Annotated in this window: 17 protein-coding genes; 7 read left to right on the forward strand and 10 right to left on the reverse strand. The window is 60.0% G+C overall.

The window, feature by feature from the left end; all coding sequences use genetic code 11:
* Positions 1 to 6: 6 nt before the first annotated feature.
* Genes eutC through eat form a run of 3 tightly spaced genes read right to left on the reverse strand, consistent with a single transcriptional unit; the run spans position 7 to position 3,642 of the window.
* On the reverse strand, positions 7 to 804 hold the full coding sequence (gene eutC, locus CJU94_RS05205) for an ethanolamine ammonia-lyase subunit EutC (protein ID WP_095417804.1): 798 nt from the start codon (positions 802 to 804) through the stop codon (positions 7 to 9).
* Positions 801 to 2,195: an ethanolamine ammonia-lyase subunit EutB gene (locus CJU94_RS05210; RefSeq protein WP_095417805.1), complete on the reverse strand. Its 1,395-nt coding sequence runs from the start codon at positions 2,193 to 2,195 to the stop codon at positions 801 to 803. The genes eutC and CJU94_RS05210 overlap by 4 nt, the downstream gene beginning before the upstream one ends.
* A gap of 43 nt (positions 2,196 to 2,238) precedes the next feature.
* Complete coding sequence (eat, locus tag CJU94_RS05215; protein ID WP_095417806.1) at positions 2,239 to 3,642, reverse strand: ethanolamine permease; 1,404 nt, start codon at positions 3,640 to 3,642, stop codon at positions 2,239 to 2,241.
* A 261-nt stretch (positions 3,643 to 3,903) separates the two neighbouring features.
* Here eat and CJU94_RS05220 point away from each other — a divergent pair, with 261 nt between their 5' ends.
* Positions 3,904 to 4,770: an AraC family transcriptional regulator gene (locus CJU94_RS05220; protein ID WP_095417807.1), complete on the forward strand. Its 867-nt coding sequence runs from the start codon at positions 3,904 to 3,906 to the stop codon at positions 4,768 to 4,770.
* 481 nt (positions 4,771 to 5,251) lie between these two features.
* On the opposite strand, the gene CJU94_RS05225 is transcribed toward CJU94_RS05220, so the two are convergent.
* The 5 genes from CJU94_RS05225 to dnaA all read right to left on the reverse strand — a co-directional run bounded on the left by CJU94_RS05225 (position 5,252) and on the right by dnaA (position 13,219).
* Positions 5,252 to 6,502, reverse strand: coding sequence for an IS256 family transposase (locus CJU94_RS05225; RefSeq protein WP_095417808.1), 1,251 nt, complete (start codon positions 6,500 to 6,502; stop codon positions 5,252 to 5,254).
* A 113-nt stretch (positions 6,503 to 6,615) separates the two neighbouring features.
* Entirely contained in the window at positions 6,616 to 7,491 is an 876-nt protein-coding gene (locus CJU94_RS05230; RefSeq protein ID WP_095417809.1) for a restriction endonuclease, read from the reverse strand.
* A gap of 189 nt (positions 7,492 to 7,680) precedes the next feature.
* On the reverse strand, positions 7,681 to 10,152 hold the full coding sequence (gene gyrB / locus CJU94_RS05235) for a DNA topoisomerase (ATP-hydrolyzing) subunit B (RefSeq protein WP_095417810.1): 2,472 nt from the start codon (positions 10,150 to 10,152) through the stop codon (positions 7,681 to 7,683).
* A gap of 114 nt (positions 10,153 to 10,266) precedes the next feature.
* Entirely contained in the window at positions 10,267 to 11,370 is a 1,104-nt protein-coding gene (gene dnaN / locus CJU94_RS05240) for a DNA polymerase III subunit beta (protein WP_007180118.1), read from the reverse strand.
* A 220-nt stretch (positions 11,371 to 11,590) separates the two neighbouring features.
* Positions 11,591 to 13,219, reverse strand: coding sequence for a chromosomal replication initiator protein DnaA (dnaA, locus tag CJU94_RS05245; protein ID WP_244220920.1), 1,629 nt, complete (start codon positions 13,217 to 13,219; stop codon positions 11,591 to 11,593).
* 392 nt (positions 13,220 to 13,611) lie between these two features.
* Between dnaA and rpmH the strand changes: the two genes are divergently transcribed.
* From rpmH to yidC, 4 genes are all read left to right on the forward strand, one after another.
* The gene (gene rpmH / locus CJU94_RS05250) at positions 13,612 to 13,746 is read left to right on the forward strand and encodes a 50S ribosomal protein L34 (protein ID WP_004198824.1); all 135 of its coding nucleotides are present in this window, start codon (positions 13,612 to 13,614) and stop codon (positions 13,744 to 13,746) included.
* Between the two features lie 23 nt (positions 13,747 to 13,769).
* Positions 13,770 to 14,255 (forward strand): ribonuclease P protein component, encoded by a 486-nt coding sequence (locus CJU94_RS05255; RefSeq protein ID WP_095417812.1) that lies wholly within the window; start codon positions 13,770 to 13,772, stop codon positions 14,253 to 14,255.
* A 106-nt stretch (positions 14,256 to 14,361) separates the two neighbouring features.
* Positions 14,362 to 14,592 carry a membrane protein insertion efficiency factor YidD gene (yidD, locus tag CJU94_RS05260; RefSeq protein ID WP_007180115.1) on the forward strand — a complete coding sequence of 77 codons (231 nt, stop codon included), beginning with the start codon at positions 14,362 to 14,364 and terminating at the stop codon, positions 14,590 to 14,592.
* A gap of 30 nt (positions 14,593 to 14,622) precedes the next feature.
* Positions 14,623 to 16,281 (forward strand): membrane protein insertase YidC, encoded by a 1,659-nt coding sequence (gene yidC, locus CJU94_RS05265; protein ID WP_095417813.1) that lies wholly within the window; start codon positions 14,623 to 14,625, stop codon positions 16,279 to 16,281.
* A gap of 153 nt (positions 16,282 to 16,434) precedes the next feature.
* Here the strand turns inward: yidC and CJU94_RS05270 are convergent, their stop codons facing one another.
* A complete protein-coding gene (locus tag CJU94_RS05270; protein ID WP_095417814.1) occupies positions 16,435 to 16,842 on the reverse strand; it encodes a transcriptional regulator in 408 nt (135 codons plus the stop codon).
* A 344-nt stretch (positions 16,843 to 17,186) separates the two neighbouring features.
* Positions 17,187 to 17,603 carry a transcriptional regulator gene (locus CJU94_RS05275; protein ID WP_095417815.1) on the reverse strand — a complete coding sequence of 139 codons (417 nt, stop codon included), beginning with the start codon at positions 17,601 to 17,603 and terminating at the stop codon, positions 17,187 to 17,189.
* A gap of 371 nt (positions 17,604 to 17,974) precedes the next feature.
* Between CJU94_RS05275 and mnmE the strand changes: the two genes are divergently transcribed.
* Both mnmE and CJU94_RS05285 read left to right on the forward strand, forming a co-directional pair.
* Positions 17,975 to 19,369, forward strand: a complete 1,395-nt coding sequence (gene mnmE / locus CJU94_RS05280) for a tRNA uridine-5-carboxymethylaminomethyl(34) synthesis GTPase MnmE (RefSeq protein ID WP_095417816.1) — start codon at positions 17,975 to 17,977, stop codon at positions 19,367 to 19,369.
* Positions 19,370 to 19,540: 171 nt separating this feature from the next.
* Entirely contained in the window at positions 19,541 to 20,752 is a 1,212-nt protein-coding gene (locus tag CJU94_RS05285; RefSeq protein WP_095417817.1) for a tyrosine-type recombinase/integrase, read from the forward strand.
* The last annotated feature ends 211 nt before the right edge of the window (positions 20,753 to 20,963 follow it).

Here is a 20,963-nt window from a genome sequence, read left to right on the forward strand (position 1 = left end):
AATCTGCTATGCGGCGCTTGGGTTTGAATCGTCGCTGATCGACGGTGTTGCTGGCGTCTCTGCCAGCAGCGCGTCGCTATCGTCTTTCAGGCCGACGCCGGTGAGACCCAAACGCCTTGCGTGCGTCAGCAGATAGTGCAGTTTGTGCGCGGCCAGCGGATAGTCCAATCCTTCAGGGCGTACATTGGAAATACAGTTGCGCTGCGCGTCGCTGCAGCCGACTTTCGGCGCGTACGTCAGATAAATGCCGAGGCTATCGGGCGAACTCAACCCGGGCCGCTCGCCGATCAGCATCACCACCAGCTTCGCATTGAGCAACTCGCCGATCTCGTCACCCAACGCGACGCGCGCCTGACGCGCGACCACGACCGGACCGACCTTCCAATCCGCTAGACGCGGCGTGACGGATTGCAGCAGAGGAAGCGCCTGTTTCGATGCGGCGAACGCCGAAAGACCATCGCCGATGACGAAGACCACCTCGGGCGAATCGTTCGGGACCGCCGCCAGGGCAGCACGACTGTCTTCCGATAAACGTCGCCCGAGATCGGGACGCCGCAAGTAATGCTCGCGATCCGGCGCGGCGCTATGCACGTCGAGCGTCTTGAAGTTTTGCGCACGCAACTGCTCGTGCAACACGTCCGTGTCGAGCGGATGATGCACAGCGTCACGCGCCTGCGCGTGCGACAGGTTGAACGCCAGCAGCGGCGCGGTCGGCAGACTATTACCCGCACGGCCCAGCGCGATGCGCGCATTGGTGAACTGCCGCAGCGCGTTCCATGGATTCTTTTCGAGGAAGTCGCTCATGCAATGCCCATCCAGTCGGGCGCGCCTTCCAGCAGCGGTTGTTGTGTCGAGGCACTCAGCAACGCACCGCGCGCGTCGGTGATCTGCATCGATTCCAGCCATTCTTCGAACTCCGGCGCGCGGCGCAAGCCGAGCACCTCGCGCACGTAAAGCGCGTCGTGGAAGGACGTGCTCTGGTAGTTGAGCATGACGTCGTCCGCGCCGGGAATGCCCATGATGAAGTTGATGCCCGCTACGCCGAGCAGCGTGAGCAGATTGTCCATGTCGTCCTGATCGGCTTCGGCATGGTTCGTGTAGCAGATGTCGCAACCCATCGGCACGCCGAGCAGTTTGCCGCAGAAGTGATCTTCGAGGCCGGCGCGCGTGATCTGTTTACCGTCGTACAGATACTCCGGTCCGATAAAACCGACCACGGTATTCACGAGGAACGGATTGAACTTGCGCGCGACTGCGTAGGCGCGCACTTCGCAAGTCTGCTGATCCACGCCGAAATGCGCATCCGCCGACAACGCGCTGCCCTGGCCGGTTTCGAAGTACATCAGATTGTTGCCGACCGTCCCGCGTTTGAGCGAAAGGCCCGCTTCATACGCTTCCTGCAGCAGCGCGAGCGAAATGCCGAAGCCCGCGTTCGCTTTCTCCGTACCCGCGATCGACTGAAACACCAGATCGACCGGCGCGCCTTTTTCGATCGCGGCAATCGTGTTGGTGACGTGGGTCAGCACGCACGATTGCGTCGGCACCTGATAGCGTTGGCGGAAGTCGTCGATCATCAGCAGCAGCCTGGTGATCGCGGCGAGATTGTCGCTGGCCGGATTGATGCCGATCATTGCGTCGCCGCAACCGTACATCAGGCCGTCGAGCATCGAGGCGGCGATGCCTTTGACGTCGTCGGTCGGATGATTCGGTTGCAAGCGCACCGACATGTGTCCAGGCAGACCGACCGTATTGCGAAAGCGCGTAATCACCGGACGTTTGCGCGCCGCCGCGATCAGATCCTGATTGCGCATCAGTTTGGATACCGCCGCGACCATCTCCGGCGTGAGGCCCGCGGCGATACGCGTGAGCGCCTCGGCATCGGTCGTGCTGCTCAGCAGCCAGTTGCGGAAATCGCCGACCGTGAGATGCGCGATCTCGGCGAATGCCTGCGGCGAATGATCGTCGATCACGAGGCGCGTGACTTCGTCGCTTTCGTAGGGGATCAGCGCTTCGTTGAGGAAGGTGCGCAGCGGCAACTGCGCGAGCGCCATCTTGGCGGCGACGCGTTCTTCCTCGCTCGCCGCCGCGACGCCCGCGAGTTGATCGCCGGAACGCTGCGGACTGGCTTTCGCCATCAGGGTCTTCAGATCGGCAAAGCGGTAGGTGCGGCTGCCGATCGTCTCGGTGTAGCTCATCTTTACGACTCCATCGCCGCTGCCCGCGCAGCGGCTCGATCCGTCATTCTTCGAGCAGGGCGTCCGCTGGCGCGGCTTCGCGTTGGTGCCGCGTCATCAGGAAGTAGACATAGCCCAGCGCGAGAAAGATTGCGAACACGATCGCCACCAGAAAGTTGAAGTAGACCATGGTTGCCAGACAAATGACCGCGGCCACCAGCGCAAACGCCGGAAAGAACGGAAACAGCGGCGCGCGGAACGGGCGCTCCATGTTCGGCTCGGCGCGGCGCAGCTTGAACAGCGACAACATGCTGATGATATACATCACGATAGCGCCAAATACCGACATCGTCACGATGTTCGCGGTCAGCGTCTGGCCGCCGAACTGGATCAGCTCGTCGCTGTAGATGGCCGCGATGCCCACCACGCCGCCCGCCAGGATCGCGCGATGCGGCGTCTTGAAGCGCGGATGCACCTTCGAGAGCCACTCCGGCAGATAGCCTGCGCGTGCCAGCGCGAAGATTTGCCGCGAATAGCCGAGGATGATGCCGTGAAACGACGCCACCAGTCCGAACAGGCCGAGCCACACCAGCATATGCATCCAGCCGCTATGTTCACCGACGATGAATTTCATCGCCTGCGGCAGCGGATCGTTGATGTTCGACAGCTTGGTCCAGTCGCCAGCCGCGCCGGCAAAAACCATCACGCCGATGGCAAGCACCACCAGCGTCAGAATGCCGGTGACATAGGCAATCGGAATCGAGCGCTTCGGGTTCTTGGCTTCTTCGGCGGCCATGGCCACGCCTTCGATCGCGAGGAAGAACCAGATCGCGAACGGAATCGCCGCGAACATGCCGTGAAAGGAGCCCATGCTGAAGGTGTCGGCGCCGGACCAGCCGCCCTTGGCGAAGTTCGACCATTGAAAACCGGGTGACACGACGCCCATGAAAACCAGCAACTCGAAGATCGCGAGCAGCGTCACGCACAACTCGAACGCCGCGGCGATCTGCACGCCGACGATATTCAGCGCCATGAACACGAGATACGCGCCCATCGCCGCGTGTTTCGGTTCGAGACCCGGAAACTGCACGTGCAGATAAGCGCCGATGGCGAGCGCGATCGCTGGGGGCGCGAACACGAATTCGACGAGCGTCGCCGCGCCGGCCAGGTAGCCGCCAGTCGGGCCGAAAGCGTGACGGGCGTAGGCAAACGGGCCGCCCGCATGCGGAATCGACGTGGTGAGCTCGGTGAAACTGAAAATGAACGTCGTATACATGGCGGCGATGAAAATCGCCGTGATGACGAAGCCCAGCGTGCCGGCGCTCGCCCAGCCATAGCTCCAGCCGAAATACTCGCCGGAAATGACGAGACCGACCGCGATGCCCCACAGTTGCCACGTGCCGAGCGTCTGCTTCAACTCGTGATGCGTGACTTTGCCGACGTGCTGACTTTTGGACTCTGAATTCATCGGATGCTCCCTGATGGTGCCGCCAGCTCGACGCCGCAAGGCTTTGCGGGGCATGGGCGGACAGGTTTCAGCCGATAGTAGTGAGCCATTATTCGAGGTGTTATCGAAATTCGGCAAAGTTCTGGGGCTGTGCGGTGTTAGTGGGCGCTTAACTCCGCTGCGTATTCACCGCTGGATTCTGGCGAATTTCGCAGGATTTGGTAAACGCGGACGTGATACTTTGGCCCGCATCTGTTCGATATTCTTTACGTTGACCCAGCCATGAATGAAGCCGGTAATCGAGCTCGATACGAAACCCGGCTCGGCCGCGTGCTCGACCATATCTACGATCATCTCGATGAGCCGTTGGACATTGATCGTCTTGCGGAAATTGCCTGCCTGTCGCCGTATCACTGGCACCGGATTTATCAGGCAATGTATGGCGAGACGGTCGCCACCACGGTGCGGCGTTTACGGCTGCATCGCGCGGCGGGTTATCTGGCTAACGCGTCGATGCCGATTGCGGAGATTGCCGAGCGCTCCGGCTACAGCAGTCTGCAGTCTTTTTCCCGCACGTTTCGCGCTGTGTTCGGCATGCCGCCGGCGCAGTATCGCAAGCAAGGCACACATAGCCGGTTTCGTCCGGTGCTATCAGGAGACGATCAAATGACATTGCGTGAAGTAGTGATTCGCCACGTAGAGCCGATGGAGGTGTTGTCGGTCGATCACGTTGGACCGTATATGCAGATAGGCAAAGCATTCGATGCGCTGTTCGGCTGGCTGGCAAAACATAATTTGCTCGCGGCGCAGATGCGGATGATCGGCGTTTACTACGACGATCCGGGTGTTGTTGCGGAGAGTGAGTTGCGCTCTAAGGCCGGGGTGTTATTGCCGCATCCGGTTCAGGCGTCCGTGACGGTGAGTCCGCCGGTTTCCGTGGCGCATGTGAAAGGGGGCGAGTACGCGGTGTTGCAACATCAAGGACCGTATAGCGATATGCGTGCGGCGTATGAGTGGCTGTACGGAACGTGGCTCGTGCAATCCGGGCGAGAAGCCGCCGATGCGCCGGTGTTCGAGGAGTATCTGAATAGCCCGAAGGATACGGCGCCTGCTGATCTCATTACGGAGATCTGTTTGCCGTTGGTTTGAGGGTTTGCTTGCCCGGTGCGCGGTTGTGCGGCGTGCTGTGGGCGTGGCTCTCTGGTTTTTATAATCTTTGTATATGTATACGTAGTAATAGTTAACAAGCATCGCATTCGGCTGTGGATAAGTTGAAAGTTCTTTTACGGATCAAGGCGATGCGGAATCGATAACCCTGCGGAACGTGGGCGGACAGAAACGCGGAGCCAGGGAAAACTTTTGTGCGGCCTGGCGATGGCGCGTTTTTATCAAGGTTTCGCCCACAACGTGTCAGGTGGGTTTTACAAAAGTTGTCCAGAGGGGGATGTGGATAAGTTGGTGGTTTGGGGGAGTGATTGGGACGGTGGGTTGGCGTGGACGGTGGGCGGGTGGGATGGTGATGTGCGCATTGGTGGCGCGCTTATAGTTCGGCCATGTATCGCCTGAGTGCGGCATCGTTGATGACTGCAGTGGGGGTGTCAGAATTTCCGTGTTCAAGGCGGGTTGAGAATCACACGGACGGGCGAACGAATCGATCCGCGTAGAGGATAGCGAATTGGTTCATGGCCGCTTTCCAATCTTTGGCTGCGCGTCCCCAATCGGCGGTGATGTTGCGCAGCGCCAGCCAGATGAGTTTCGTCGCTGCATCATCGGTCGGGAAGTGCCCTCGCGTCTTGATGATCTTGCGCAGTTGCGAGTTGATATTCTCAATGGCATTCGTAGTGTATATAACCTTGCGGATGTCTGGCGGAAACGCAAAGAACGGAATCACGCGATCCCAGGCATTGCGCCAGGCGTTACTGACGGGCGGGAATTTCTGGCCCCAGGGTCCTTCAGCAAACGCCTCCAGTTCGGCCTGAGCCGCCTCCGCGCTGGGTGCCGTGTAGATCGGTTTGATTGCGGTAGCCAATCCCTTACGGTCCTTCCAGCTCGCGTAATCGAGGCTGTTCCGGATCAGGTGGACGATGCAGGTTTGCAGCGTGGTCGCCGGGAACACCGCGGCCAAGGCCTCAGGCATGCCTTTGAGGCCGTCGGTCACCGCGATCAGGACATCGTGGACGCCGCGTGTTTTCAGATCGTTGAACACTTTCATCCAGAACTTGGCGCCTTCTGTGTTTTCGATCCACAGGCCGAGGATGTGGCGCGATCCATCGGGCAGCACGCCCAACGCCAGATAGACGGCCTTGTTGCGAACAACGGCATCTTCACGGATCTTGACCCGCAGCGCATCGAAGAACACGACCGGATACATCGGCTCGAGCGGCCGGCCCTGCCAGGCAGTGACCTCGGCCATCACCTCATCGGTCACGGAACTGATGAAGTCGGGCGAAACCTCGGTGCCGTACTGCTCAAGCAGGAAGCCCTGGATCTCGCGCACTGTCATGCCCCGGGCATACATGGCGACGATCTTGTCGTCGAAGCCCGTGAAGCGACGTTCGTGTTTGGGAATCAGCAGCGGTTCGAAGCTGCCATCGCGGTCGCGCGGCACTTCGATACGCATTGGACCGTCTTCGGTCAGCACTGTCTTGGCGCCACGACCGTTGCGCTGGTTGGTGACCGTGGCCGGTTTGGCGGCGCCCGACGGATAACCGAGATGGTGATTCATCTCGCCCCCCAGTGCACGCTCGATCAGCGCTTTCTTGAGTGCCATCGTCGCAGCATTGATGGCTTCAGCCGTCATCGGACCGTTGCCGAACTGCTCAAGCAGCTCGGCGGGAATCGCCGGCAGGTCTACCGGTTGGGCTTTCGGTTTGCGAGGCATAAATTCTCCTTGAGAGCATGTTATGCCTTAAACACGAAATTCCTGACAGGCCCACTGCAGTCGGTCCCCCGGAAACCACGCGCCTTCTAGAAGGCCAGCGGCTGAACGCTGCACTAGCTCCTGAATTCATCAAAAAATTGCGCATCGACGGCAAAGGTTCGTACTGGCTTCAATCCTAGTTCTAAGTGTTCCAGCATGTCGACAAGCTTTTCGCCATCAATCAGTTCGATTGGTGGGACGCCGTCACGGCCGGCCTCGCGACGCGATTCCGCCGTAAATGTGCCGGTCGTGATGATGATGCCTTTGTCGGTTCGACCCGACATTGCTCCTCGAAAATCACGAACTTGTGACGGCGACACCGACTTCGCGTAGCGTTTGCATTGGAACAGAACTTTGAACGAAACAAGTGGGTTGACTTGCAGCGTGCCATACCCGTCTATGCCTCCGTCACCACTGCTCCCAGTCACGACAACTTGTACGAAGCCAGCTTCGCGAAGAAGTCGCTGAGACAACCGCTCAAATCCCGATGCGGGTAGATTTTTCAGTATTTGAATGAGTTCGTATCGATAGTCACTTGTGGCTGCACCCGCGGGATCTGAAATTTCGGCCGATATAAGCTCTGTGCTGCCCGCTCTCGCTCGCCGCTCTTCTCCAAAAATACGGTTCCACTTTGTAGCTACGCCGCGTGCCTGTTCAATCGAAAGAGTCGTGTGACGTCCGGCGTCGGTGAGCGCCCAGACTCCCCGTCGGGACGAGTCGACTAGCCCTTCGCGCACAAGGTAGAGCCGTGCCCATCGCACACGGTTCCGGAAACGTCCTTCTCCTGACGGTAAGACCTCATTCTGTGCCTCATCTGAAAGATCGAGGTCTTGCGCAATACGCTCCACGACTTCGTCTGGGGTGCCGGACCCACCGAGAGTCCTAAGCGCGTCTAACGCAGGCCCCATGTAGCGAAATATTGCAGCAATATCTTTCTTTTCTTTTGCCATCTATGTGCCTATCCAAAACTCGGAGCCCCCGGTTCATGTAACAATCCGAGGTCAGACAAATTTGTCTCTTCGTGAATACTACTGTTTCAGCGGGACTGTCGAGAGTCCGATCCATTGAAAAAGACCCATAAGTTTCTCAACTTAAGGGTCTTATATTCTTAACTCATTCAACTGTCTTAGCGACGGCCGTCAAACATCAATATTCCCCGCCCGCAACGCATTCGACTCAATGAAAGCCCGACGCGGCTCCACATCATCCCCCATGAGCGTAGTGAAAATGCCGTCGGCAGCAATAGCATCCTCAATCTGCACCCGAAGAAGACGACGCACCGTCGGATCCATCGTAGTCTCCCAAAGCTGCCCAGGATTCATCTCACCGAGCCCCTTATAGCGCTGCTTCGAAATATTCCGCTCAGCATCAGCCAACAACCACTTCATAGCCGACTTAAAGTCAGTAACAGCCATACTCCGCTCGCCACGTTTAATGACAGCGCCTGTACCAATCAACCCCTTAAACGTATTAGCGGTATTGATCAGCTGCTGGTAATCAGCGGTGAGCTGAAAATCCTGATCCAACACAGAAATCTTCTGATTCCCGTGATGCGTCCTCGCAACCCGCAACGAGCGCAATTCACGCACAGGGTCATACATCGTCGTAACCTTAACCTCAGGCTTCAACGGATCATCCCTTAACTTCGCTTCCAGAGCCTTAGCCGACGCATCAGCCGCTTCCTCGCTAGACAGGTCAATAACGATCCCATCCATCACAGCCTCAAGCGCCCCAGCGTCATACAACCGGCTCAACCGGTTAACAACAGCCTGCGCCAGCAAATAAGCCCGAGCCAACTCCCCCAACGCATCGCCGGTAATCGGCGTAGCCCCTTCCGAAGCCAACAACTCCGACCCCTGCAGCGCCAGCTTCAGAATGTGAGCATTAACCTCAGCCTCATCCTTCAAATACCGCTCATCCTTCCCAGCCTTTATCTTGAACAGCGGCGGCTGCGCGATATAGATATACCCGCGCTCGATCATCTCCGGCATTTGCCGATAGAAGAACGTCAACAACAGCGTCCGAATGTGCGCACCGTCAACGTCAGCATCGGTCATGATGATGATGCGGTGATAACGCAGCTTATCGAGGTTGTAGTCTTCCTTACCAATCCCGCAACCAAGCGCCGTAATCAACGTAACAATCTGCTCCGAAGAAAGCAGCTTGTCATACCTTGCCTTCTCCACATTCAGCACCTTGCCGCGCAGCGGCAAAATCGCCTGAAACTTCCGATCCCGACCCTGCTTCGCCGACCCGCCTGCCGAGTCACCCTCGACGATATAAATCTCGGACTTCGCCGGATCCTTCTCCTGGCAATCCGCCAGCTTCCCAGGCAGACCCACGCCGTCGAGCACACCCTTGCGACGCGTCATCTCACGCGCCTTCCGGGCCGCATCCCGCGCGCGCGCGGCATCGACAATCTTGCTGCAAATAATCTTCGCGTCATTCGGCGTCTCGAGCAGAAACTCTTCGAGCGCCTTCGCGACCACATCCTCCACCGGCGCGCGCACTTCCGACGACACCAGCTTGTCCTTCGTCTGCGCGCTGAACTTCGGCTCAGGCACCTTCACCGACAACACGCACGACAACCCTTCACGCATATCGTCACCAGACGTCTCAACCTTCGCCTTCTTCGCGACTTCGTGATCGTTGATGTACTTGTTCAACACGCGCGTCATCGCCGCACGCAAACCGGTCAAGTGCGTCCCGCCATCACGCTGCGGAATGTTGTTCGTGAAGCACAGCACGTTTTCGTTGTAGCTGTCGTTCCACTGCATCGCCACTTCCACGCCCACGCCGTCTTTCTCGCCGCTGATGTGGAAGATGTTCGGGTGCAGCACGGACTTGTTCTTGTTGATGTACTCGACAAAGCCCTTCACGCCGCCCACGAACGCGAAATCTTCTTCCTTGCCGGTGCGCTGATCGGTCAGCTTGATTCGCACGCCGTTATTCAGGAACGACAGTTCGCGAATCCGCTTGGCCAGAATGTCGTAGTGATATTCGATGTTGCCGAAAATCGTCTCGTCGGCGAGGAAGTGCACTTCGGTGCCGCGGTTCTCGGTCTCGCCGGTGACTTGAATCGGCGAAACAGCCACGCCGTCGATCTCTTCGATAATGCGGTTCTGCGGCACGCCACGGTGGAATTCCATGAAGTGCTTCTTGCCGTCGCGGCGAATGGTCAAACGCAGCCACGCGGACAATGCGTTCACGCACGACACGCCCACGCCGTGCAGGCCGCCGGACACCTTGTAGCTGTTCTGGTCGAACTTGCCGCCGGCGTGCAACTCGGTCATCACGATTTCAGCGGCGCTGCGCTTCGGATCGTGCTTGTCGTCCATCTTCAGACCGGTCGGCACGCCGCGGCCGTTGTCGGTGATGGAAATGGAGTTGTCCGCGTGAATGATCACCTGGATGTCGTTGCAATGCCCCGCCAACGCTTCGTCGATGGAGTTGTCCAGCACTTCGAATACGAGGTGATGCAGACCGGTCCCGTCCGATGTATCCCCGATGTACATCCCGGGCCGCTTGCGCACCGCCTCCAGACCTTCGAGGATCTGAATCGAGGATGCGCCGTAGCTGTTGTCGGGTTGCGAATTGTTCGTTTCAGTCATGGATTTTTTCCGGTTCTGCGTTGCTGCAAGGTTGCTGCTCGGGACTTTTCAAATCACCATAAAAACGCCAAAGGGGCGCTGCGCCCCTTGGTGTGTTCTTTGGTGTTGGACGCGTTAGATGCGCATCGGCATGACGACGTATTTGAATTCGTCGTTCTCGGGAATCGTGATCAACGCGCTGGAGCTGGCGTCGCCCAGGCTCACTTGCAACGTGTCGACCTTCAGGTTCGCGAGCACGTCGAGCAGATACGTGACGTTGAACCCGATATCGACGCTGTCGCCGTCGTATGCGATTTCCAGTTCTTCCTGCGCCTCTTCCTGATCGGCGTTGGTCGACATGATCTTCAACTGGCCCGGCTCGATGATGCAGCGCACGCCCTTGAATTTGTCCGAGGTCAGAATCGCGGCGCGTTGCAGCGAGCGCTGCAGTTCTTCACGGCCGATCACGAACTGATTCTTGTGCGACTTCGGAATCACGCGCTGGAAGTCGGGGAATTTGCCTTCCACCAGCTTCGACACCAGTTCGACCTGGCCGAACGTGAACTTGACCTGCGTCTGCGCGATGTCGATCTTCAGCGTGTCGTCGATGTCTTCCAGCAGACGCTGGAGTTCCAGAATCGTCTTGCGCGGAATGATCACTTCCTGGCGCTGGAACGAGCCTTCGATCTTCATGGACGAGAACGCCAGACGGTGGCCGTCGGTCGCGACCGCCATCAGCTGGTCGCCGTCCACCACCAGCAGCATGCCGTTCAGGTAGTAGCGGATGTCCTGCTGGGCCATCGAAAAATGGACCATGCCGAGCAACTGGCGGAACGTCTTCTGGGGAACCACGAGGTTCGCGCCGTAGTCTTTAGCTTGCGCGACCGTCGGGAATTCGTCTGCGGCGAGCGTTTGCAGCGCAAAGCGGCTCTTGCCGGATTGCACGGTCAGACGCTTGTCGTTCAGCGTGAGCGTGACCTGCCCGTCGGGCATGGCGCGCAGAATGTCGAGGAGCTTTCTCGCTGCCACCGTGGTCGCCACCGAATCGCCGCCCACGCCGAAATCCGCACGCGTGGTGATCTGCAATTCGAGGTCGGTCGACAGGAACGACACGTCCGGGCCGTTCTTGGTAATCAGCAAATTGGCGAGGATCGGCAACGTATGGCGGCGTTCGACGATGCCGCTCACGGTTTGCAGCGGCCTGAGGAGGTTATCGCGTTCGGTCTTGACCAGTTGCATAGAGTTCCTTCGTTGATATAACGGCCTGCGCGCCTTGCCAGGACAGCGTTCCCGCGCGCAGCCGTGGCTCCCCGCCGGCGCCACGCAGCGCCTGTCACGGCGTGAAATCCGCCCGCGGCCGCCGGGCGGTTAAACCTGTATTGTGCCTGAAAACGGAAGCGCCTCACTAAAATGGGGGCGACTTCGGAAATAAACAGGTCGATTTTTCCAGACAGCCCGCTCAGCCTTTCAGCGTCTGCTCCAGCACGTGCAGTTCGTGGTTCAGTTGGGCGTCCTTGCTGCGTTCGTCGGCAATTTTGCGCACCGCGTGCAACACGGTGGTGTGGTCGCGTCCGCCGAACAGCTCGCCGATTTCCGGCAAGCTCTTCTGGGTCAGCTCCTTCGCCAGATACATGGCGATCTGCCGCGGCCGCGCGATGTTCGCGGGACGCTTCTTCGAATACATGTCCGCGACCTTGATGCTGTAGAAGTCAGCCGTGGTCTTCTGAATGTTTTCCACCGAAATCTGCCGGTTCTGCACCGTCAGCAGGTCTTTCAGCGCTTCTTTCGTCACTTCGATCGTGATTTCGCGGCCATGGAACTTCGAATACGCGAGGATCTTGCGCAGCGCGCCTTCGAGCTCACGCACGTTCGAACGCAAGTGTTTCGCGACGAAGAACGCGACGTCCTCATTCAGGCTCACGAACTCGGATTGCGCCTTGCGCATCAGAATCGCGACGCGCATTTCCAGCTCGGGCGGCTCGATCGCCACGGTCAGGCCGGAGTCGAAGCGCGAGATCAGACGGTCGTCAATACCCGAAATTTCCTTCGGATACGTGTCGCTGGTGATGATCACCTGCGCCTTGTTGGCGACCAGCGCCTCGAACGCGTAGAAGAATTCCTCTTGTGTGCGCGACTTGCCTGAGAAAAATTGAATATCGTCGATCAGCAGCAGGTCGAGCGAGTGGTAGTAGCGCTTGAAATCGTCGAACGCCTTGCGTTGGTAGGCCTTCACGACGTCGGACACGTACTGCTCCGCATGGATGTAGCGAATCCGCGCGCCGGCCTTGTCCATCAGGAGCTGGTTGCCGATCGCGTGGATCAGGTGGGTCTTGCCCAAACCGACGCCACCATACAGAAACAGCGGGTTGTACGAAATACCGGGGTTGTCCGCGACCTGAATCGCCGCGGCTCGCGCCAACTGGTTGGCCTTACCCGTCACGAAGTTGTCGAAAGTCAGAACCGGGTTTAGCTTGGAGCGCTCGTACATCGAGTCGGTCTCGCCGTTGCCGTTCGAGCCGGCGCTTTGACCCGGACGCCACGTGCGGCGGGCGGCGGCGGCTTCGTTCGCGTCGAGGCTGGGCAGATCGAGGTCGGCGGAATCTTCTGCCGCGGCGCGCGCGTTCGCGTTTTGCTCGGCTGCGGCGCGTGCATTCGCGTTGAGGTTGGCCATCGCGTTGTTCGCGCCGTTCGTACCGCCGGTGCGCGCGGCCTGCGCCGCTTGCACGGCGCCGACGGCCGCGTCCACGGCAGCGCCATTGCCGGCGCTACCGCCCATCGAGGCAGGCGCAGAAGCCGGACGCGCCGGTGCCGGCTGGGCTGCCACGGGCGCGCGCATGCCGGCTTTCGGGTCGAGCACGAATTGGACGTCGACCGGGGCGTGCCAGAAATCGCGGGCCATATCGGCGATGCGGCCGGAGAACTGGCTCTTGACCCAGTCGAGCTTGAAACGGTTCGGCGCGGCGATGCTAAGCGTGTTCGCAGCGGCGTCGAAGGCGACCGGGGCCAACGGTTTGATCCACGTCACGTACTGCTGGGGCGTAAGCTCACGCTCCAGCAATGCGGAACAGTGTTGCCAGAAATCGTTCATCGAGTTGCTGTCGTTATGGTGTGCACGGCGGTTGCCGCTGCCCCTGTCGCGCGCGCGCAACAAGGCCCTGAGCAGCCAGACTAACCAGGCGCAATGGCTCCAGGCGCTTGTGCCACAAGGGTTTGCGGGGCAAGCGAGCCGGAGCGGCGTGCAGGATTTTTGGGAAGTAAGGCGAGATTCTAACGCCAAAACGGACCCGCAAGGGAGTTATCCACAGGGACGGATCACGAGGCTTGCTCCTCATGGGGCCAGGCCGAACTAGGCTAAACTATTGACGGTCAACGAAAAACCGGTTTAAATAGCGGGTTCCGCGAAAACCAATTCAGCAAACCTCCGGCCATTGCGCTTTCAGCGATGATCGCGCGGTTATTTTTCGATCAAGTGAGAGCAACATGAAACGTACTTACCAACCTTCCGTTACCCGTCGCAAGCGCACCCACGGCTTTCGCGTTCGCATGAAGACCGCAGGTGGCCGCAAGGTCATCAACGCACGTCGCGCGAAGGGCCGCAAGCGCCTCGCCATCTAAGGCAGGCGTTGCACGCGACGCTTATGCCGGGTAGTGAAGCCCGCGGTGATGCGGGAACGGCTGAGGCGCAGCAACAGGGCTCGGTTCCGTTGCGAGCGCAAGCCGCCTTCCCCAAAGCCGCAAGGCTGCTGAAAACGGATGAATTTTCATCCGTTTTTCGTTTGCGCCCGTGGCGCCGCACCGCGCACTTCGTGGTGTACGGCCGGCCCACCGGCAACGAAGCCCGCTTAGGCCTCGTGATCGGCAAGAAGTATGCGCCGCGCGCGGCCACGCGTAATCTGGTACGTCGCATCGCGCGTGAAGCCTTCCGGCTGCGTCGCGCGGAATTCGGCGGTTGGGATGTGCTGCTGCGTTTGCACACGCGCTTCGACAAGAAAGCTTTGCCGAGCGCCTCGTCGCCGCCGTTGAGGGCGCTGTGCCGCAGTGAAATCGAGGCGCTGCTCGACAAGGCCGCGCGCGAAGTGACCCGTCGCGAGGCGCCGCCCGCGGAAGCGCCCAAGACGGAATGACGCTCAAGTGACCGCCCGCTTTGCAGTTCAGGCCGCTCCGGCGGCCACGCTTCGCGGGCGTCGCCCGGTACTCCACGTTGCGCGGCGCCGTCCGGCCGCACCAGCCATGCAAACGGTACTCATCGCTTTATTGCGTTTCTACAAGGTTGCCGTGAGCCCAATGCTCGGCAACCGGTGCCGTTTTTACCCTTCCTGCTCTGATTACGCGCGCGAAGCAATCCAGTATCATGGCGCCGCGCGCGGGACTTATCTCGCCGCCAGGCGTATTTGCCGCTGCCACCCGTTTTCCGCGGGCGGCATCGATCTCGTCCCGCCTCCCACTTCTGAAAAGCGCTGACGCGCCGTTCCATCGACACTGAGACAACGCATGGATATCAAACGCACCGTCCTATGGGTCATCTTCTTCATGTCAGCGGTCATGCTGTTCGACAACTGGCAACGCGACCACGGACGCCCGTCGATGTTCTTCCCGAGCGCCACGCCGACCAAGACCGTCGGTAGCGCCGCACCGGGAACCACGACGCCGGGAACCCAGCCCGCCGATCTGCCGGCCACGAACGCAGCCGCGCCGGGCAACGCGCCGGCGGCCACGCAATCGCAGCTGATCAAGTTCACCACCGACGTTTATAGCGGCGAGATCGACACCCGCGGCGGCACGCTGTCGAAGCTGTCGCTCGTCAAGCAAGGCGACGGCAAGCAACCGGATCTCGTCATCACGCTGTTCGACCGCACCGCGAACCACACGTATCTGGCGCGCACGGGCCTGCTCGGCGGCGATTTCCCGAATCACAACGACATCTACACGCCGGTGCCGAACCAGCAACACGATCTGACGGGCGACGCAAAGTCGTTCCAGCTCAGCTTCGAGTCGCCGGTGAAGGGTGGCGTGAAGGTCATCAAGACCTACACGTTCACGCGTGGCAGCTACGTGATCGGCATCGACACGAAGATCCAGAACGTCGGCACGACGCCGGTGAGCCCGTCGGTCTACATGGAACTGGTGCGTGACGATCAGCCGGTGGAAACGCCGCGCTTCTCGCACACGTTTATCGGACCGGCTGTCTACACCGATCAGCATCACTTCCAGAAGATGACGTTCGGCGACATCGACAAGAACAAGCAGGATTACGCGACCTCGGCCGACAACGGCTGGATCGCGATGGTCCAGCATTACTTCGCGTCGGCCTGGATTCCGCAGCAAGGCGCGAAGCGCGATATCTACGTCGAGAAAATCGATCCGGCGCTGTATCGCGTGGGCGTGAAGGAACCGGTGGCGACCATCGCCCCGGGCCAAACCGTCGACGTGTCCGCGCGCCTGTTCGCCGGCCCGGAAGAAGAGCGCATGCTCGAAGGCATCGCGCCGGGTCTGGAACTGGTGAAGGACTACGGCTGGGTGACGATCATCGCGAAGCCGCTGTTCTGGCTGCTCGAGAAGATCCACAGCTATGTCGGCAACTGGGGCTGGTCGATCGTGCTGCTCACGCTGCTGATCAAGGCGGTGTTCTTCCCGCTGTCGGCTGCGAGCTACAAGTCGATGGCACGCATGAAGGCGATCACGCCGCGCATGCAAGCACTGCGCGAACGCTTCAAGGGCGATCCGCAGAAGATGAACGCCGCGCTGATGGAGCTGTACAAGACCGAGAAGGTCAATCCGTTCGGCGGCTGTCTGCCGGTCGTGATCCAGATTCCGGTGTTCATCTCGCTGTACTGGGTGCTGCTGTCGTCGGTCGAAATGCGCGGCGCGCCGTGGATTCTGTGGATTCACGATCTGTCGCAACAGGATCCGTTCTTCATCCTGCCGGTGCTGATGGCCGTTTCGATGTTCCTGCAGACCAAGCTGAACCCGACGCCGCCGGACCCGGTTCAAGCCAAGATGATGATGTTCATGCCGATCGCATTCTCGGTCATGTTCTTCTTCTTCCCGGCCGGTCTGGTGCTCTACTACGTCGTGAACAACGTGTTGTCGATCGCCCAGCAGTACTACATCACGCGGATGATGGGCCAGGCGAAAACCAAAGCGGCCTGATATCCCCGCTGAAACGGGCGGCAACGCCCGCTAGCAGGCTGATGCAAGCCAACGCTGGCTGACAACGAAGCAGCGAAAAAAATGCCGCCCGGTGCGAACCGGGCGGCATTTTTTATGGTCGGGCTCAAACGCGCCGAATCGGCGATGCTGTCGTTACTCTCCTTCCGCATCCTCACCGTAAAAGCGCACGATCATCTCTTCGACCAGAAAGCGGTCTTTCGGCGTCAGCGACTGGATCTTCGAAGCGAGCTCGATCGTCTCGGGCGTGGGCGGATATTTCTCTCCGCGCGCCAGCGGCCTCGCGTTCGTGCCGGGTGGCGGCCCATAGTGAAGCCAATGCTCCTTGACGTTCAGCCATTCGGCCAACGTGCGCAACTTATCGGGCTTTGGGATCGTCGTACCGGATAACCACTTGTGAGCGGTCTGCGGCGTCACTTCCCGCTCGCCCCGGTAGCGAAGGTTGAATTGCTGGGCGAGCTTGGTCCCGCCGCGAATTTTCAGCGGCTCTAGCAGGTCCTTCAGCCGTTTGGCGAAGGCGGCTTTTTCTTTGTTGGTCGGCATGGGCCGGATTGTGCAATTCAACGTTCAACCAGTTGACAACCAGCCAAGCTTACTTATAGCTTATTTGAGATACATTTAGCTTGCAGGCGCCGCCGAACAAAGCGCCTGCCGAGTTGTCATTTTTTGTTGTTTTTCGTTGTGCGATAGACCAGCGCAGAACCCAAGATCTCGCGATGCCCTATTTTTTCGCAAATCCTGCGGTAGCAATCCTAGCTTGCATGAGATAAATCTGACTCGCCGGCAAGAATGACCATCAGGCAGCCCATCAGGCGGCGCAGTCGTCCCGAGCTTAGGTAGAGACGACCCGGCAGTACGAGGCCGGTGGGCACCAAGCAGCCCGCCCGCTAACTTTCTTCGCCCTTCTGGCTGGCAACGCGGACGGTCACCTCCTGGAACCCTGCGCGGTCCTCCAGGTTTATTGTCAATATCAGCGCGCCCATTTTCGGCACCCACTCGATCGTCTCGGCCGAAAGCGGATAGTTCTCGCCGGGCGCAAGCGGCTTTGCCTTCGTACCCTCCGACAGTCCGTACGCCAGCCAATGCTTATCCACCTCCAGCAATTTGGCTAAGGTCCGCAGGTTGTCTGGACGCGGCATCGTCTTTCCGTCGAGCCACTTGTATATGGCTTGATCCGTCACCTCTGCGCCAGGGTGAAGGAGATTGAATCTTCTACAGAGCTCGGCCCCGTTGGAAATATTGCGCCGCTTCATCGAGCGGCTCAATCGTTCGGCAAACGCGGCTTTCAGTTGTTTGGTCGTCATGCATCGGATTGTGCAAGCGCCCGAGTCATGGGTTCTCAACCAATCAGGCTAACAACTAACGGAATTAATCTACTTTTTAGCTTTGACCGGCGCCAGCCGTGATACGCCGCGATTTTGAAAAATACGCGCTTTTTTCTCTTTTTTACAGTCTGATCGGCGCTTAGCCCTCTCGTGCAGTCTCGGTTATTCTCAAAAAAATGCGGCAGAATTTAGCTTTTGTGAGATAAATCTAAATTCGGCGCCGAGTCAGCAAAGCGGCGGCTCCCGCCGCGCCGCCGGTCAGCCTTCACACACTGCCGCGTTACAATGCCTCGCGCCGCGTTGACCGGCGGCAACCTGCCCTCCTCTCTGTTTTTCCTGCCACGTTTTCTATGCTCACCACCGATTCCGATCCGATCGTCGCCATTGCCACCGCGCCCGGCCGGGGAGGTATCGGCGTGGTGCGGATTTCGTTCGGACGAGCGGGCGAGGCGGCGGCTCAGCCGCTGATGCAAGCGCTCACCGGCCAGACACTCGCCGCCCGTCACGCCAGCTACGTTCCGTTCCTCGACGCCCACGGCAGCGCGCTCGACCGTGGCATTGCGCTGTACTTTCCGGCGCCGCATTCCTACACCGGCGAACACGTGCTCGAACTGCAGGGCCACGGCGGCCCGGTGGTATTGCAACTCGTGCTGCAACGTTGCATCGACGCCGGCCGCGCGTTCGGTCTGCGTCTGGCCGAACCGGGCGAATTCACGCGCCGGGCGTTCCTCAACGACAAGCTCGATCTGGCGCAAGCCGAAGCGGTCGCCGATCTGATCGAGGCCAGCACCGAAGCCGCCGCGCGCTCGGCGGGCCGATCGCTCGACGGCGCGTTTTCGCGCGACATTCACGCGCTGGTCGAAGACGTGATCACGCTGCGCATGCTCGTCGAAGCGACACTCGACTTTCCCGAGGAGGAGATCGACTTCCTCGAAGCCGCCGACGCCCGCGGCAAGCTCGCACGGATACGTGAGCGCCTGGCGCACGTGCTGAGCGAGGCGCGGCAAGGCGCGTTGTTGCGCGAAGGCCTTTCGGTGGTGCTGGCCGGGCAGCCGAACGTCGGCAAATCGTCGTTGCTCAACGCGCTGGCGGGCGCGGAGTTGGCCATCGTCACGCCGATCGCCGGCACGACGCGGGACAAGGTCGCGCAGACGATTCAGATCGAAGGCATTCCGCTTCACGTGATCGATACCGCCGGCCTGCGCGATACCGAGGACGAAGTCGAAAAGATCGGTATTGCGCGCACGTGGAGCGAGATCGAGCGCGCGGATGTCGTGCTGCATCTGCTCGATGCGCGCACCGGCATGACGGCCGAAGATGAGGTGATAGCCGGACGCTTTCCGGCCGGCGTGCCGGTGGTGCGCGTATTGAACAAGACGGACCTGACCGGTCTCGCGCCCGCCACACAAGTGCTCGACGCAGAGCTCGACCTGAGCGAAGTGCGGCTTTCGGCGAAACAAGGCGACGGCGTGGCGCTGTTGCGCGACGAGTTGTTGAGGATCGCCGGCTGGCAGGCGGGCGCGGAAAGCGTGTATCTGGCGCGCGAGCGGCATCTGATTGCACTGCGCGCCGCCGAAGAGCATCTGGCAACCGCCGCCGCGCATGCCGATCAGAACTCGCAGGCGCTTGATCTGTTCGCTGAAGAACTGCGGCTCGCTCAAGACCAGTTGAATTCGATCACGGGCGAATTCAGTTCGGATGATCTGCTCGGAGTGATTTTTAGTAGGTTCTGTATCGGCAAGTGAACGCGGATCGTGAGCTACGCCACAAAGCCTATATTTATGGGCTTCATGCGATTCCCGCCGCGCCATCGTGGTCGTATAACCCTCGTTGGTTGACCCAAAACCTGCGAAATTTTTGGTACACAGCCAACTGAGGTTTAAAATCGCCGCTGTCCGCGTTTCAACGATCCGAGCATGCCCCGTCTAGCCGTCCCCCTCACCGAAGCCCAGATCCGCGCGCTCGAACCGCGCGCCACCCGGTATTGCGTCGCTGACGGCAACGGCCTCGTCATCGAAGTCATGACGACCGGCACCAAGGTCTGGCGCTTCCGCTATTCGCTGAACGGCAAACGCCAGCCGCTCGCCACGATCGGCGACTATCGGATGATCTCGCTGCGGGTCGCGCGGGCCAAGGCGCAAAAATATGCGGAGATGGTCGCGCAAGGCATTTCGCCGGTCGCCACGGCGCGTCGCGACCGCGGTGCGGAAAGCAAAGCCGACGTGCTGCGCGAAGCCGCCGATCTGTATCTCGCGACGGAAATGGCGGGCAAATCGGCGGAATATCGGCGTACCACGCGGCGGGCGCTGGATAAGGATGTCCTGCCCGCCATCGGCCACATGCCGATCAAAGCGGTAACCGCCGCCGACATCGTCGCGGTCTGCGACAGAATCAAAAGCCGTGGGTCGCCGAAGATGGCGTTGCATACGCGTAATGTGATCAAGCGCCTCTATGAGTATCTGATCGCCCGGCAACTCGCGCTCAGCAATCCGGCCGAGGTCGTTCCGGCGCGCTCCATCGCCACCTTCGAGACCCGCAGCCGCGTGCTGTCGGGCGACGAAATCGGCGCCATGTTCCGCTCGATCGACGCGTCGAGCATCCGCCGGCCCCTGAAACTGGCGCTGCATCTGCTGGTGCTGACGATGGTGCGCAAATCGGACCTGGTCGAATCGACGTGGTCCGAGTTCGATCTGGACAAAGCGCTGTGGAAGATCCCCGCCGCGCGTCTGAAAAAAGACCGCGATCAGCGCGTGCCGCTCTCCCGTCAGGCGGTTTCCATGCTGCGCGAGTTGCACCAGGCCAAGGCCAGCCAACACTTCGTATTCCCGAGCGTCCGGGGCGACGATCGGCCGATCGCGAAGAGCACGTTGAACCAGGCGGTCAAGGCGCTTGGCCTCGACGTCGAGCATTTCGTCCTGCATGACTTCCGACGCACCGCGGCGGCGCACTTGCGCGAGATGGAGCACGCGGACGCACCCGACCCGAATGCGCTGGAAGCGCCCGCGCGGATCGAACACGGCGCGATTGCGGAAAGCGCGGCCGATCAGCGTCGAGTCATGCAACGGTGGGCAGACTTCGTCGACGAGCAGATCAACGGCACCCGCGGAGCGTTGATCGCCTCGCCTTAAAGGGCAGCGCGGCCTTCCCGGCCCCGTTCCGCCGCTCGTCACGTCAAACCGCTTCTTTGGTACACGGAATCATCAATGGTTGCGCTAAGCCATTGGTCAAAATGCAGAATTCGTTTTCTCACTAGGTTTCAAAAGTGAGTGATTCAACGCCGCCCATGCCCGCATCGCGATCACATCATGCGGTCCATTTTTTTCCCGCGTTTGATCGCCT

It is taken from the genome of Paraburkholderia aromaticivorans, from assembly GCF_002278075.1.
Lineage (GTDB): Bacteria > Pseudomonadota > Gammaproteobacteria > Burkholderiales > Burkholderiaceae > Paraburkholderia > Paraburkholderia aromaticivorans.